The following is a 14524-nucleotide window of genomic DNA, read 5'->3' as shown; positions in this document are numbered from 1 at the left end:
CGCCAAGACGAGGCCACGGTGCCGACCCGTCGTCCAAGGCGTGTCAGTCAGTCGAAGGCTGCCAGAGTGCCACCGCGCCGTCAAGCGGAACTGTCTGGGAAAACAAGAGATTAGCTAATCCGTTCAGCCGAATTCCGAAAAGCGAAACGCCCTTCTTTCGCAGATGCACATCGCGCAAGGGCAGGCTCGCGGGGATTCCTTTCGCCGAGGCCAACCAGGCACGGGCGTCATCCTCCCCGCCGATCTGGTCCACCAAGTGCAACCCGATTGCCTGACGGCCGGTATAGGCGCGGCCGTCGGCCAGTTTGCGGACGTCATCGACGCTCATATGGCGCCCATCGGCCACCATGCCGACGAACTGGTCATACAGGTCCATGAGCAGGGATTGCAGTGCGACATGGCCGGCGGGCGTCATCGGCGCCGAGAAGCTGGGTTGGCCTTTGAGCGGGCCGGAGACAAGGGTCTGCACGTCGATGCCAAGCTTATCCAGTAGGCCGGAGAATTCCGGCGCCTCCATAATGACGCCGATCGAGCCGGTGATGGTCGCATTGCGCGCGAAGATGCGGGCCGCCGGCACCGCGATCATATAACCGGCGGAGGCCGCCGTGCCGCCCATGACGGTGACGACCGGCTTTACCGCCGCCACCCGGGCGACGGCATCATGCAGCGCTTCGCCGCCCGCGACGGAACCGCCGGGGCTATCGATCTCCACCATCAGTGCCGCAACGTCACTGTCACCGGCGAGGCGGGAGACGGCGCGCACGCGCTTCTCGTCATCGGTGATGATGCCGTTCACGTGCAGCACCGCGACATAGCGGTCGCCGGGCAGTTGGAAATCGGCGCGACCGATGACGGCGAGAGCCGCGAATAGCACGGCCAGGATCGCGATCACGCGCCAGGTGATCAGCCGGCGCTTCAGCCGATGCCGGTCGAGGATGAGATCGGTTTCCAGGCTCATGCGCGTTTTATCCAACCCAAACGAAAAAGGCCGCGGGCAGTGCTGTCGCACCACCCGCGGCCCCTATCTACCCAGGCCCTAGAGCCCAGGTCGAGAGATTAGCCTTGGTCAGTCGGTCTGCTGGTTACGGCGACGGATCGCCGCACCCAGGATGTCACCAAGCGAAGCGCCGGAGTCGGCAGAGCCGTATTCCTGAACGGCCTGCTTGTCCTCGTCCATTTCCTTGCCGCGAATGGTGAGCGCGAGCTTGCGGGCAGCACGGTCCACCGAGATGATCTTGGCATCGACCTTTTCGCCGACGGCGAAGCGGTCGGGGCGCTGGTCGCCCTTGTCGCGGGCGAGTTCGGCGCGGCGGATGAAGCCCGTCAGGACTTCGTCGACCGAGACTTCGACGCCATTGGCCTGCACGGCCGTCACGACGCAGGTGACGATGTCGCCCTTGTGGACGCGATCGAACACGCCGGCCGCCGGATCATCACGCAGTTGCTTGATGCCGAGGCTGATGCGTTCCTTCTCGACATCGACGTCGAGAACCTTCGCCTTGATGACATTGCCCTTCTCGAAGCGGGTGATCGCCTGCTCGCCGGCTTCGTCCCAGGACAGGTCGGACATGTGGGCCATGCCGTCGATATCCGCGGTGATCGCGATGAAGAGGCCGAATTCCGTGATGTTGCGGATTTCGCCTTCGATCTCGGTACCGACCGGATGCTCCTCGACGAACTGCTCCCACGGGTTGCGCTGAACCTGCTTGAGGCCGAGGGAGATACGGCGCTTGGACGCATCCACGTCCAGCACCAGCACGTCGACTTCCTGGCTGGTGGCCACGATCTTGCCCGGATGGACGTTCTTCTTCGTCCAGGACATTTCGGAAACGTGCACCAGACCTTCGACGCCCGGCTCCAGCTCCACGAAGGCGCCGTAGTCGGTGATGTTCGTCACGCGGCCGGTGAACTTCGCGCCCGGCGGATACTTGGCCGCGACACCTTCCCACGGATCAATCTCAAGCTGCTTCATGCCGAGGCTGATACGCTGGGTCTCTTGGTTGAAGCGGATGACCTGCACCTTGACGGGCTGGCCGATCTGCAGAGCTTCGCTCGGGTGGTTGATGCGGCGCCAGGCGATGTCGGTGACATGCAGCAGGCCGTCCACACCGCCCAGATCGACGAAAGCGCCGTAATCGGTGATGTTCTTCACAACGCCGTCGAGCACCATGCCTTCCTTCAGGCCCTGGATCAGCTCGCTGCGCTGCTCCGCACGGGTCTCTTCCAGAACGGCGCGGCGCGACACCACGATATTGCCGCGAGCGCGATCCATCTTCAGGATCTGGAACGGCTGCGGGGTGCCCATCAGGGGCCCGACGTCGCGCACGGGGCGGATATCGACCTGGCTGCCCGGCAGGAACGCCACAGCGCCGCCGAGGTCGACGGTGAAGCCACCCTTGACGCGGCTGTAGATCGTGCCGTTCACGCGCTGGTTGGCAGCGTGGGCCTTCTCAAGATTCGTCCAAGACTCTTCCCGGCGGGCCTTCTCGCGGGACAGCACGATGGAACCGTCGCGGTCCTCGTAACGCTCCACATAAAGCTCGACGACGTCGCCGATGGCGACTTCCGGCTTCTGGCCCGGCGGGCCGAATTCCTTGAGGGGGACGCGGCCTTCGCTCTTCAGGCCGACATCGACGATGACGGCATCGTCGGTGACGCGAAGCACGCGGCCGGAGACGACGGAACCGTCGAAGCCGGTGTCACGGCCGAGGGTTTCATCGAGAAGGGACGCAAAATCCTCCTCCGCGGACATATCGCGTGGGCGGAGGTCGGAACTGGCTGACATGTGGCTGTTTCTGTCCTTGATCAGAAGCGTGCGGCACCAGGAGGAGCCGCACAGGGTCTGCGCATCTGGGCCTTAAGGGACGATCCCCGGCCGACACGGCTTGCCCGCAGATCTTGCGGACCGGTTGAAAGAGCGAACCGTCTGCGCGCAATCACCACGCACGCGGTTTGGGCGGAGACATACGCCGAGTGGGCTACGAGTCAAGCAAAAGCCACGCGATTATGGACGCATCGCCTTTGCAATCTCGGCGCGACCGGCCGATAGGCGCTTATACGCCAAGCTTCCAACGAATGATCGCTTCCGCCCGCGCCAGCGCTTCACTCGCGTCCAGGCTGCTCGTATCGAGAATCGCTGCGTCATCGGCTGGGCGCAAAGGGGCCGCGGCCCGTGTGCGGTCAGCTTCGTCCCGCGCGGCCATTTCCGCGCGGATCATCTCAAAATCGGGGACATTGCCACCGCGCGCCATCAGTTCCTGATGCCGGCGCCGGGCGCGGACATCAAGCCCGGCGGTGACGAAAAGCTTCACCTGGGCGTCCGGCAGCACCACGGTGCCGATATCGCGCCCGTCCAACACGGCACCGCTCTGCGCAAAGCGCCGCTGAAATTCCAGCAGGGCCGCGCGCACGCCGGGTACGGAGGCGACCTTGGCGGCGGCGGCATCCGCCACGGGCCCGCGCAGATCGCTGCGCCCGAGATCCGCCGGCACAAGGGCGACGGCCGCGGCCGTGGCTGCTTCGGCATCGGCAGGGTCGGCGCCGTCGTCCAGCACGCGGCGCCCGACCGCGCGGTAGAGCAGACCGGTATCGAGATGCGGCACGCCGAGCAAAACTGCCAGACGCTTGGCCAAAGTACCCTTGCCCGAGGCAGCCGGCCCGTCGATCGCGACCGTCAGCGGGCGGTCGTCAAGGCTATGCAATCCGTCGCTCATGCGGAGACGATATCCGCGCCGAGGCCGCGCATCAGGTCCGCGAAATGCGGGAAACTGGTTTCGATAAAGGCGGCGTCATCGACGGTGACCGGGGCTGCCGTGCCGAGGCCCAGCACGAGAGCCGACATCGCAATGCGATGGTCCATATGCGTTTCGACCTTGCCGCCACCGGCGGGTGGCTTTCCCCCGCTGCCGTGGATGACAAGGTCGTCGCCCTCGATCTCGACACTGACGCCATTGACCGAGAGCAGGGCGGCCGTGGCGGTCAGGCGGTCGCTTTCCTTCACCCGCAATTCGGACAGGCCGCGGAACCGGCTGGTGCCGCTCGCAAAGGCCGCGGCGACCGCGAGGACCGGAAATTCATCGACCATGCTGGGCACGCGGCTGCGCGGCACCTCGACCGCCTGCAGCGCGCCGGCACGGATGATGAGATCGCCCACGGGTTCGCCACCTTCGATGCGCTCATTGGCGACCGTCAGGTCTGCGCCCATCTCCTGCAATGTCGTGAACAGGCCCGTGCGGAGCGGGTTGAGGCCGACATTATCGATGGTGACGGCAGAGCCCGGCACGATCAGCACCGCGATGATGGGAAAGGCCGCCGAGGACGGATCGCCCGGCACCACGATATCGGCGGCGGTCAGGCGAGGCTTGCCGACTAGACGAACCACACGCCCATGGCCTTGAACTTCGACCGAGACGGTCGCGCCGAAATGGCGGAGCATGTTTTCGGTATGGTCGCGAGTTGCCTCGGGTTCTTCCACGACCGTCTCGCCCTCGGCATTGAGGCCGGCGAGGAGGATCGCGGACTTCACCTGGGCTGAGGCGACAGGCAGACGGTAGACGAGCGGCGTCGGCGTGGCCGTGCCTTCGATCGCCAAAGGCAGGCGCCCGCCGGCGCGGCCCGCGAATCGGGCGCCGATGCCGGACAGCGGGTCGGTGACGCGTTTCATCGGCCGGCTGCGCAGGCTGCCGTCCCCCGTCAGCACAGCGAAAATCGGGTGGCTGGCCAGAATGCCGCAGATCAGCCGCGCCGCCGTGCCGGAATTGCCCATATCGAGCACGTCTTTCGGCTCCTGCAGGCGGCCACGTCCCTGACCGCGGACATGCCATTGGCCGGCGCCAAGCTGCGTCACGTCCGCGCCCAGCGCCCGCATGGCGTCGGCGGTGCGCAGCACGTCCTCGCCTTCCAGCAGACCGGTGATGCGAGTCTCGCCATCGGCGAGCGCCCCGAACATCAGGGCGCGATGGCTGATGGATTTGTCGCCGGGCACGCGAATCTGGCCCGCCAGAGGGGTCGTTCCCGGCCGGCTTGTCAGGGGTTGTGCCGCTGTCTGGGCGGTCTTTGGGGAATGATCCATCGGCTTCTCTTGACGCGGGTAAGGCAAATGCGAAGAAACGGGGTTTGACAGCGCGCTCCGGGGATGGCAAGGCCGCCCCCTTTCCGAACCCGGCTACCCTGACGAGGCTCCCGATGGTTAAGCCTGAACTAGGCGCAAAGCGCACCTGCGTCTCCTGCGGGACACGCTTCTACGATTTGGGCAAGGCGACGCCCAGCTGCCCGAAATGCGGTACCGAACAGCCGCCCGAACAGCCGCGCCTGAAGCGTGGTGGTACGCCGGTCGATGACCGGCGCTTGAAGAAGCCGGTCCCGGCTGCGCGTGAAGAAGAGGGCGATGTCGAGGCCGTCGAGGCCGAAGAGATCGCCGAGGATGACGACGTGCTCGACGAGAGCGCCGATCTTGACGATGACGATGATGCGATCGAGACGGAGATCGAGGTCGAGAAGGACTCGGACGAGCGCGACCAGTAAGGTCCGCTGACCGGCTGCCTCGTCGGTTCATCCGCGGGGCAGCATGGTCTCCAAAGCAGTCTCCGGACCCTCGTCGCGCCAAATCAGCGTCCGCCGATTTGGCGATGCGCTCTCAAGCCGTTAATAAAGACCGCCCTGAGATGCCATGACGGCGGCTGCGGTGGCATTGAGTGGGAAACCGAGACGTTGGGCGATGCCTGAGGCAAAGCTGAAGTCTGACTTTGCCGCCGGGTTGGTATCCTTTCGTGGGATCGCCGCGGTCATCGGCGTGGCGATTGTCGTCCTCATCGCTGGCTGTATTCTGGTTCTGCTCGAAGCCCGGGCCGATCTCATTTATCGCGCCAATTTGATGGCCGAGAATATTCTCGTCCTGGCCGAACAAACCGTCGAAATCGAGATCAGCCGCTACGATATCCGTTTGCAGGACATCGTCTCCACACTGGCATCGCCCTCTGTTCAAGACGGCGTGCTGCCGGATGCCGAGACTCTCTTTGGTGGTCTCGCGGAGCGGGAAAGTGCCGGCGATATCATTATCGTGAATGCCACCGGGCAGGTACTCATCAGTTCCCGTCCTGAAATCACCAGCAAATATGTGCGGGCTCTTCCGAACGTGCTGGCAACGGCAAGCTTCGGCAGCAACGGGCTCGGCATCAGCAGTGTCGTCAAGGCGCGGCCGCATGAGCCGGAGGTCGCGTTGATCCGTAGGGTGCGCGATCCACGACTGGGCCAGCCCCTCAATGTCATCGCTATGCTGCCCATGTCATGGATTCAGGGCGTCTTTAGCCAGATCAAACTTGGGGATCGTGGCATTATCGGGCTGATCGACGCCAACCATATCCTGCTGGCACGCCAGCCTTTGCCGCCGGACAAGCTCTGTCTTCCGATCCCTGTCCCAGCGGCATTGGAACATCAAAAGCCCGGCGCGATTTTTCACGACGAGCGTAAGTCGGCCATAGACGGCAATTACCGCCTTGTCACCGCAAGCCGCGTCGGTGATCTGCCGCTGTTTGTGTTCGTTGGTCTCTCGAAGGAAGACATCTTCCAGGGCTGGAACGAACGCGCCATCGTGCTACTGGTCGCGGTCGGCTTTCTGGCGGTGGTTGTGGTGGCGCTGACGGTCGCCGTCATTCAGCAGCTTCGCAGCAAACTGTTGCAGGATCGGCAGTTGCACGAATTGAACCATCAGCTGGAGGAGCTTGCCCGCACCGACCAGTTGACAGCGCTATTGAACAGACGCGGTTTCGACGAGAATATCGCGCGGGAATGGCGGCGTTGCCGGCGGTCGTTGAAGCCGATCTCGCTGCTGATGATCGATGCTGACTATTTCAAGCAATATAACGATCACTACGGCCATCAATCCGGCGACAATGTGCTGCGCATGCTTGCCCGCTGCATCGAGGAAACGATACGCCGGCCCGGCGATATCGCGGCGCGCTATGGCGGGGAGGAATTCGCAGTCGTCCTGCCGGACACGCATCGTGATGGCGCCATGCTGATTGCCGAAAAGATCCAGGCACAGCTTGCATCCTTGGCGATCGAGCACGCGCCGATTCATGGTGTGGTCACGATCAGCGTGGGTGTTGCGAATGCGGTGCCGGGAGGTGCAGCGACGGTGGAACAGCTGGTCGCGCTCGCCGATGCTGCGCTCTACCAAAGCAAAACCGATGGCCGCAATCGGATCACCCTGGCTGGCTCTCAGCCCGCCGCCTGAGTTGGCCCCGCCTGACGCGGCTTGGGCATCGTCATGCCCGGCGCCTGGGAAGCGCCAAGCGCGGCGTTATTCATGATGCTGTCGGCAACCATTTCGGCGGTCACAGCAGAGAGCGTCCAACCGAGATGGCCATGGCCCGTATTGTAGAAGACCCCTGGCGCCCGGCCCGGCCCCACACGCGGTAGCATGCTCGGCAGCATCGGCCTGAGCCCGGCCCAGGGAATGGCACCGCTGGTATCAATGCCGGGGAAGAGTTGCCGCGTCCAATGTTCCAGCGGGCGGATGCGGTCCGCGCGGATATCGCGGTTATAGCCGTTGAACTCCGCCGTGCCGGCGACGCGCAGCCGGTCTTCGTAGCGGCTGGAAACGATCTTGGCGCCATCGTCCAGCAGGCTGACCCAGGGTGCGGCGCGGCGGCTTTCCGGCCCGATCAGCGGGATGGTGATGGAATAGCCCTTCACCGGGTAGATGTTGACGCGGTCGCCCAGCTGAGCCGCGAATTGCCTGCTCGCGACACCGGCGCAGATCACAATGCCGTCAAATCTTTCTTTTTCCACGGGTCCGGAAGCATGGGCTGGCGTCCAGGTCACATCGACGCCTGCCTGAGTGTGTTCCAATTGCCCGACCGTGACATCGTGGTGGAAGGTCGCGCCGCGTTTGGCGCAGACGGCAGCCAGACCGCGCGTGAAGCTGTGGATGTCGCCGGTGTAGTCTGATTCCGTAAAGAAGCCGCCGTAGAAATCCCCGCTCAGCGCGGGTTCGATGGCGCGGATTTCCGCGGGCGTCACAGCGACACGATCTAGCCCGCCTTCGGCATAGAGCTTGTTGACGCGGGCAGCACCGTCGAAACTCTTCTTATCGCGATAGATATGCAGGATGCCGCGCGGCTCGCGGTCGAAATCGATGCCTTCCGTCTCGGCCGTCTCATCCAGAAAACGGCGGGAGGCGATGGCGAGCTTCACGGTTTCGATCGTATTGCGGCGATAATGCGGGATCTGGGCGACGAATTCCGCCATCCAGCTGTATTTATGCCAGGAGGGTGCCGGGTTCACGAGCAGAGGCGCATCCGTCTTCAGCATCCATTTGACGCCTTTGAAGAGGGTCGCCCAGGAATTCCACACTTCCGCATTGCTGGCCGAAAGCTGGCCGCCATTGGCGAAGGACGTCTCCATCCCGGCATAGCGGTGGCGGTCAAAGACCGTCACGTCAAAGCCTCGCTTCAACAGACTATAGGCGGTGGTGATGCCCGTGACGCCGGCACCGACAATGGCAATCCGCTTCAAGGCTCATGCTCCCTCTATCGCTTGCGGATCAGGTGCAATTACCCTGCCAAGGCGGGCGGCTGAGGGGCTTGGCCATGTCGACGATGAACCAACCGGGACGATGAGGGTTGGGGCGGCGTCCGGTCTCGCGATAGCCGAAGGATTGATAAAGGGCGATGTTCCGCTCCATCCGCGCATTCGTATAAAGCCGGATTTCGCCATGGCCGGCGTCGCGCACCAGCTTTTCGGCATGGCGCAGCAGACGCACGCCATGCCCTTGTCCCTGAAAGCCGGGGGCGACGGCGACGCTGTAGATCATGCCGTGATCCTCGTGCAGCTCCAGGACAAGCAGACCGGTCAGCGCGACGGGGTCGCTGCCGACCGCGTCGCCGCGGTGTAGCAGCCAGACTTCGCCAGCCGCGATGCGCGGCGCGTAATCTGTCGTGACCGGCAAAGGTGGTGCACCGAGCATGACCGTATAGGGCAGGTAGGCCGCATGGGTGAGGGTGATGATCGACTCCAGATCGCCCGGCTCCGCCCGGATGAAATGATCGGTCATGACGGCGCATCCTTCTCGCCGCCGCGGGGTCCCCAGAAAATGACCCAGGTCGCGAAATCCGCGCTCATATCGAGAAAGAAATGCGGATCGCCGGCGGGTACGAACAGCACGTCGCCGGTCTCGGCCGTCATGACGACGCCGTTGTGGTCGAAACGCGCCTGGCCGCTGACGACGACGTAAAGCTCATCCTGCGCATGCGGCGCTTGCCGGTCGGTGCCGCGGGGCGCGAAGATTTCGACGGACATGGTTCCGTGTCGGAAGGCATCGGCGAAAGGCACGCCCTCGGGCCAAACAGCATCCGGTGGCCCGGGCAGGCGCGTCATAAACGCAGCCAGAGACGCTTTCAGCGTTTCAGCCAATTCAGCCTCCATCCGCCTAGGTGGGATCAGTCTAAGCAGCGGAAACTCAAACAGAAAGTCGGGGGCGTTGCGACCGGCGCAGGCCACATTCGCGGCTGCGCCTGGTCTCGGTCCAGGCGGTCAGCGCGGCGCAGAGGGCCATCCAGGGCCAAGTCATGAGACCGGCATGGGTCATGACGATCATTGCGGCGATGCAGATTTTCTGACCCCGCGGTGCGAGGGAAGCGGCGAGCAGTCCGACCAGCAGAGGCGTCGCACGCAGCAACGGTCCTGCGAGAGGATCGGTCAGCGTCAGGCTGATCGTCACTGCGTGCTGATCAAGGACGGCAAAAACCGTCAGGCCCAGAATCCAAGCGGCCAGCGTCAGCAGCCCCTGACGCGAACAGATCATCTGAGGGCGCGCGGTCAGGATGCCGATGACGACCATGCTGGCCGTCACGCGCAGTGCGACGGCCAGGCTCGCCTGCAGCATGCCGGGGCCGCAACCGGCCATCAGAGGCATATCGAACAGGCCGAAACTGCTGACCGCCATTGTCAGAATGCCAGCCACAGCACCTGCGGCCAGCACCTGGGCGGTGGGCTGGAGCAAAGGCTGACGCGCAACGATATTGGCGACATTGACCATTCCGGCTGAGCCTAGACGGGAATCGCTCCTCAGAGGAATGGCTGAATGCGCCAGGGTTTTGACAATTTCCGCCAGCCATAAGGCCGGGGATGACGCGATAAAAACTAAGCCGCCCGCGAAAGACCGCCGTGGCGCTCGATGAAGGCCGCGATATCGGCCACCCCTTGTCCTGCACGGATATTGGTGAAGACGAAGGGCCGCTCACCGCGCATCTTTCGCGAATCGCGATCCATCACGTCCAGGCTGGCACCGACATAGGGCGCCAGATCGATCTTGTTGATGACCAGCAGATCGCTGCGGGTAATGCCCGGTCCGCCCTTGCGCGGGATCTTGTCGCCGGCCGAGACGTCGATGACATAGATCGTGATATCGGCGAGCTCGGGGCTGAAGGTCGCTGCCAGATTGTCGCCGCCGCTTTCGATCAGGATCACGTCCAGGCCGGGAAAGCGCTTGTTGAGGTCGGAGACGCCGGCAAGGTTGATGCTGGCATCTTCACGGATGGCGGTATGCGGGCAGCCACCGGTCTCAATCCCCAGGATGCGGTCGGGCGTCAGGCTGCCGGCGCGCGTCAGGAACTCCGCATCTTCCTTGGTGTAGATGTCGTTGGTGATCGCCGCGATATTGTAGGTATCGCGCAACGTCTTGCACAGCGCATCCATGAGAGCGGTCTTGCCGGTGCCGACAGGACCGCCGATGCCCACGCGAAGCGGGCCGTGGGGCGAAGAACTCATGTGCGGAATAACCTCGTATATTGGGTTTCGTGATGCATGGCCGCGAGATCGGCGCGGATGCTGCTGCTGCCGATATCGTCGAGCGTCTGGTGGCGGCTGTCGTTGCAGACCGCGACCAGAACGGGTTCCAGCGCCGCCAGAATGCGCAAACCGGCCTGTTGTCCGAGCGGAATGATGCGCACGGCGGACGAGACCAGATTGGCGGCGAAAGTGTGCAGAAAGCCCAAGGTCGCGCGTTCCTCGGCAATGCCGTGGCTGGCCGCGATGGCGCCGACCGCGACCGGATAGGCGATGTCATCGCCAAGCTGTTGCAGGATCGGATGCGGCCAGGCGCGCGCGGCGGCGATGAAGGCATTGCCCTGAGCGGTCGTTTCCAGCAGCCGTTCGCGACAGCCGGGCAGGGCTGCCGCAAGCGCTGCGATTTCGGCCAGGGCTTCGGCGTCACCCGCCGCGCGATGCGCGTGGCGCAGCAGAATGGCATCCGTCCGTCCGCTGCCCTGCTCCAGAATATCGACGATCCAGCCGACGATGCCGGCGGTTGATTTAGCATCGCCCGTTTCCACGGCCCATTCGATGCCATGGCTATAGGCGAAACCGCCGGTCGGGAAGGCAGGCGACAGCCAGGTCAACAGCTTCAGAAAGCCGTCGTCGCTGAGGGAGGCTGGCTCAGTCATGGTGATGGTGGTGACCATGGTCATGGTCGTCGTCGCCATGGTGGTGGTGATGCCCGCCGCCGGTACCCGGCGCATAGGCGCCGGATTCAGGGTCGAAGGGCGCTTCATTTTCCTCGGCATGGCCGCCGAGAAGCTCCACCATCTCCGCGATCACATGATCGTAGCGGATGCGGATTTCGCCGGGCAGGAACTGCACCGGCAGATGCCGGTTGCCTAAGTGCCAAGCGATGCGCATCAGCGCGTCTTCGTCATGGGCATGGATATCCAGCACACGTTCCGGCATGGCCTGCACGGCGAGGATACGGCCATCCTCCAGCTTCAAGCCGTCGCCATGTTTCAGCGCGACGGCCTGCGCGAGATCAAGCAGGCATTCCTGACCAGACAAAGTCTTAAGCAAAAAGCGGCGGCGGTGCCGATGGTCATGGTCCAGCAGCACGGCGTCTGCCGCATCGGCTGGTTTCCAGGAGCCTGCGGCAAGGTATTCAGTGGCGCGCATTTTTCTTTTCCATAGTCACGCTCGCCAGCTCATCCCCGAACCCCATCTCGTCATGCCCGGGCTTGACCCGGGCATCCATGCGCTGCGGCGCCCAAGCGTACGAGTGGACCCTCGGGTCAAGCCCGAGCGTGACGATACAGGAAGGGCTTGTCCCGGCTTCTCCGTGAAGGCGCCCAGGCGGGTAGATCCCCGGCACAAGGCCAGGGATGACGATTGTGAAGTGGCAAGCCCTCATCATCAGAACAGAAAATACCGCTGCGCCATCGGCAGCACAGTCGCCGGTTCGCAGGTGAGCAGAACGCCGTCCGCGCGCACTTCATAGGTTTCCGGATCAACCTCGATATCCGGCGTCGCATCATTATGCACCATGCTCGCCTTGCCGATGCCGCCACGCGTATTGTTCACCGCGACCAATTCCCGCGACAGGCCAAGCTGCGTCCCAAGATCGGCGTCGATCGCCGCACCCGAGACGAACAGCACGGAGGAGAGCGTCAGCGAGCGGCCGAAATTGCCGAACATCGGCCGGCTATGCACGGGCTGCGGCGTCGGGATGGACGCATTCGGGTCGCCCATCATCGCCATGGCGATGGTGCCGGATTTCAGCACCATGTCCGGCTTCACGCCAAAGAAAGCCGGTGTCCACAACACGAGATCAGCCAGCTTGCCGATTTCGATCGAGCCGACATGCTCGGAAATGCCATGCGCGATGGCCGGGTTGATCGTGTATTTCGCGATATAGCGTTTTACGCGCGCATTGTCGGCCGCACCGTCACCGGGCAAAGACCCACGCTGCACCTTCATCTTATGCGCCGTCTGCCAGGTGCGGGTAATCACCTCGCCCACGCGGCCCATGGCCTGGCTGTCGGAACTGATGATCGAGAAGGCGCCGATATCGTGCAGGATATCCTCGGCCGCGATCGTCTCCCGCCGGATGCGGCTTTCCGCGAAGGCGATATCCTCGGGGATTTCTGGGTCCAGGTGATGACACACCATGAGCATATCGAGATGCTCATCCAGCGTGTTGCGCGTATAGGGGCGCGTCGGGTTCGTGCTGGACGGAATGACGTTCGGCAGGCCGGCGACGCGGATGATATCCGGCGCATGGCCGCCGCCCGCGCCTTCGGTGTGATAGGCATGGATGGTGCGCCCGCCGATGGCGGCGATTGAATCCTCCACGAAGCCGCTTTCGTTCAGCGTATCCGTATGGATCATGACCTGAACGTCGAAGCGGTCCGCGACCGTCAGGCAGTTGTCGATGGCGGCGGGCGTGGTGCCCCAATCCTCATGCAGCTTCAGCGCGCAGGCGCCAGCGCGGATCATCTCCTCCAGCGCTTCCGGCCGCGACGCATTGCCCTTGCCCGCGAAGGCAAGGTTCATCGGCAGGCCTTCCGCCGCCTGCAGCATGCGCGCGAGGTGGAAAGGGCCGGGCGTGCAGGTGGTCGCCGCCGTGCCGGTGGCGGGGCCGGTGCCGCCGCCCAGCATGGTGGTCAGGCCGGATGACAGCGCCTCATCCACCTGCTGCGGGCAGATGAAATGGATATGGCTGTCGAAGCCACCGGCCGTCAGAATTCGGCCTTCGCCGGCAATGATCTCGGTGCCCGGCCCGATGATGATAGTGACATTGGGCTGCGTATCCGGGTTGCCGGCCTTGCCGATGCCGGCGATGCGCCCGCCCTTCAGCGCGACATCGGCTTTGACGATGCCCCAATGGTCGATGATCAGCGCATTGGTGATGACGGTATCGGCGGCGCCGGCCGCATTCGTGACCTGGGACTGGCCCATGCCGTCACGAATGACCTTGCCGCCGCCGAATTTCACTTCCTCGCCATAGGTCGTGAAATCACGCTCGACCTCGACGAACAATTCGGTATCGGCCAGCCGCACGCGGTCGCCCACCGTCGGGCCGAACATATGCGCATAGGCGTGGCGGGACATGCGGGCCATGATGTCAGCCTTCCAAACTGCCGGAGACATCGCCCCGGAAACCGTAGATGACGCGGGCGCCGCTGATGGGGATCAGCACGACTTCGCGCGACTGCCCGGGCTCGAAGCGCACGGCTGTTCCCGCCGGAATATCCAGCCGATAGCCGCGTGCGGCCGCGCGGTCGAATTGCAGGCCGGGATTGGTTTCCGCGAAATGATAATGGCTGCCGACCTGCACCGGACGGTCCCCAGTATTGGCGACGGTCAGTCTCAGTTCCTTGGCGCCGACATTGATCTCAATATCGCCGGCCGCTGGGATGAGTTCTCCGGGGATCATGGGCGTCTCCTTCAGCGGATCGGCTGGTGAACGGTGACGAGCTTGGTGCCGTCGGGGAAGGTCGCTTCCACCTGCACGTCATGGATCATCTCGGGGATTCCCTCCATGACCTGCGCGCGGGTGATGACATGCGCGCCCGCTTCCATCAGATCGGCGACGGTGCGGCCGTCACGCGCCCCTTCGACCACGAAATCGGTGATCAGCGCGATCGCTTCCGGGTAGTTGAGCACCACGCCACGCTCCAGCCGGCGGCGCGCGACATTGGCGGCCATGGCAATGAGCAGCTTGTCTTTTTCTCTGGGCGTCAGGTTCACCTGAAACTCT

16 protein-coding genes are annotated in these 14524 nt (G+C 63.9%); 2 read left to right on the top strand and 14 right to left on the bottom strand.

Annotated features, from left to right (window positions below; all coding sequences use genetic code 11):
- Window positions 1–43: 43 nt before the first annotated feature.
- The 4 genes from sppA to aroA all read right to left on the bottom strand — a co-directional run bounded on the left by sppA (window position 44) and on the right by aroA (window position 5071).
- Window positions 44–958 carry a signal peptide peptidase SppA gene (gene sppA / locus ACELLULO517_RS01590; RefSeq protein ID WP_227305186.1) on the bottom strand — a complete coding sequence of 305 codons (915 nt, stop codon included), beginning with the start codon at window positions 956–958 and terminating at the stop codon, window positions 44–46.
- Window positions 959–1066: 108 nt separating this feature from the next.
- Window positions 1067–2752, bottom strand: a complete 1686-nt coding sequence (gene rpsA, locus ACELLULO517_RS01585; RefSeq protein ID WP_264481289.1) for a 30S ribosomal protein S1 — start codon at window positions 2750–2752, stop codon at window positions 1067–1069.
- Between the two features lie 301 nt (window positions 2753–3053).
- Entirely contained in the window at window positions 3054–3713 is a 660-nt protein-coding gene (gene cmk, locus ACELLULO517_RS01580) for a (d)CMP kinase (protein WP_227305179.1), read from the bottom strand.
- A complete protein-coding gene (aroA, locus tag ACELLULO517_RS01575) occupies window positions 3710–5071 on the bottom strand; it encodes a 3-phosphoshikimate 1-carboxyvinyltransferase (protein ID WP_227305176.1) in 1362 nt (453 codons plus the stop codon). The genes cmk and aroA overlap by 4 nt, the downstream gene beginning before the upstream one ends.
- A gap of 113 nt (window positions 5072–5184) precedes the next feature.
- On the opposite strand from aroA, the gene ACELLULO517_RS01570 reads away from it, so the two are divergent.
- Together ACELLULO517_RS01570 and ACELLULO517_RS01565 are read left to right on the top strand one after the other, a co-directional pair.
- Window positions 5185–5523, top strand: a complete 339-nt coding sequence (locus tag ACELLULO517_RS01570) for a TIGR02300 family protein (protein WP_227305174.1) — start codon at window positions 5185–5187, stop codon at window positions 5521–5523.
- Window positions 5524–5716: 193 nt separating this feature from the next.
- Window positions 5717–7234, top strand: a complete 1518-nt coding sequence (locus ACELLULO517_RS01565; protein WP_227305171.1) for a sensor domain-containing diguanylate cyclase — start codon at window positions 5717–5719, stop codon at window positions 7232–7234.
- On the opposite strand, the gene ACELLULO517_RS01560 is transcribed toward ACELLULO517_RS01565, so the two are convergent.
- From ACELLULO517_RS01560 to ACELLULO517_RS01515, 10 genes are all read right to left on the bottom strand, one after another.
- Entirely contained in the window at window positions 7219–8517 is a 1299-nt protein-coding gene (locus tag ACELLULO517_RS01560; protein WP_227305169.1) for a D-amino acid dehydrogenase, read from the bottom strand. The genes ACELLULO517_RS01565 and ACELLULO517_RS01560 overlap by 16 nt on opposite strands.
- A 28-nt stretch (window positions 8518–8545) precedes the next feature.
- On the bottom strand, window positions 8546–9055 hold the full coding sequence (locus ACELLULO517_RS01555; protein WP_227305153.1) for a GNAT family N-acetyltransferase: 510 nt from the start codon (window positions 9053–9055) through the stop codon (window positions 8546–8548).
- On the bottom strand, window positions 9052–9378 hold the full coding sequence (locus ACELLULO517_RS01550; RefSeq protein ID WP_227305150.1) for a cupin domain-containing protein: 327 nt from the start codon (window positions 9376–9378) through the stop codon (window positions 9052–9054). Before ACELLULO517_RS01550 ends, ACELLULO517_RS01555 begins: the two co-directional genes overlap by 4 nt.
- Window positions 9379–9460: 82 nt before the next feature.
- Entirely contained in the window at window positions 9461–10039 is a 579-nt protein-coding gene (locus ACELLULO517_RS01545; protein ID WP_227305148.1) for a hypothetical protein, read from the bottom strand.
- 104 nt (window positions 10040–10143) lie between these two features.
- Window positions 10144–10770 (bottom strand): urease accessory protein UreG, encoded by a 627-nt coding sequence (gene ureG / locus ACELLULO517_RS01540; RefSeq protein WP_227305146.1) that lies wholly within the window; start codon window positions 10768–10770, stop codon window positions 10144–10146.
- Window positions 10767–11519, bottom strand: coding sequence for an urease accessory protein UreF (locus ACELLULO517_RS01535; RefSeq protein ID WP_227305142.1), 753 nt, complete (start codon window positions 11517–11519; stop codon window positions 10767–10769). Before ACELLULO517_RS01535 ends, ureG begins: the two co-directional genes overlap by 4 nt.
- Window positions 11437–11940, bottom strand: coding sequence for an urease accessory protein UreE (locus ACELLULO517_RS01530; RefSeq protein ID WP_227305139.1), 504 nt, complete (start codon window positions 11938–11940; stop codon window positions 11437–11439). The genes ACELLULO517_RS01535 and ACELLULO517_RS01530 overlap by 83 nt, the downstream gene beginning before the upstream one ends.
- A 237-nt stretch (window positions 11941–12177) precedes the next feature.
- Window positions 12178–13884 (bottom strand): urease subunit alpha, encoded by a 1707-nt coding sequence (gene ureC / locus ACELLULO517_RS01525; RefSeq protein WP_227305136.1) that lies wholly within the window; start codon window positions 13882–13884, stop codon window positions 12178–12180.
- A 4-nt stretch (window positions 13885–13888) separates the two neighbouring features.
- Entirely contained in the window at window positions 13889–14200 is a 312-nt protein-coding gene (locus tag ACELLULO517_RS01520; protein WP_227305134.1) for an urease subunit beta, read from the bottom strand.
- A gap of 11 nt (window positions 14201–14211) precedes the next feature.
- Window positions 14212–14514, bottom strand: a complete 303-nt coding sequence (locus ACELLULO517_RS01515; protein WP_227305131.1) for an urease subunit gamma — start codon at window positions 14512–14514, stop codon at window positions 14212–14214.
- Between the last annotated feature and the right edge of the window lie 10 nt (window positions 14515–14524).

This window comes from Acidisoma cellulosilyticum (genome assembly GCF_020621385.1).
GTDB lineage: Bacteria > Pseudomonadota > Alphaproteobacteria > Acetobacterales > Acetobacteraceae > Acidisoma > Acidisoma cellulosilyticum.
This window is presented reverse-complemented; position numbering and strand designations above follow the sequence as displayed.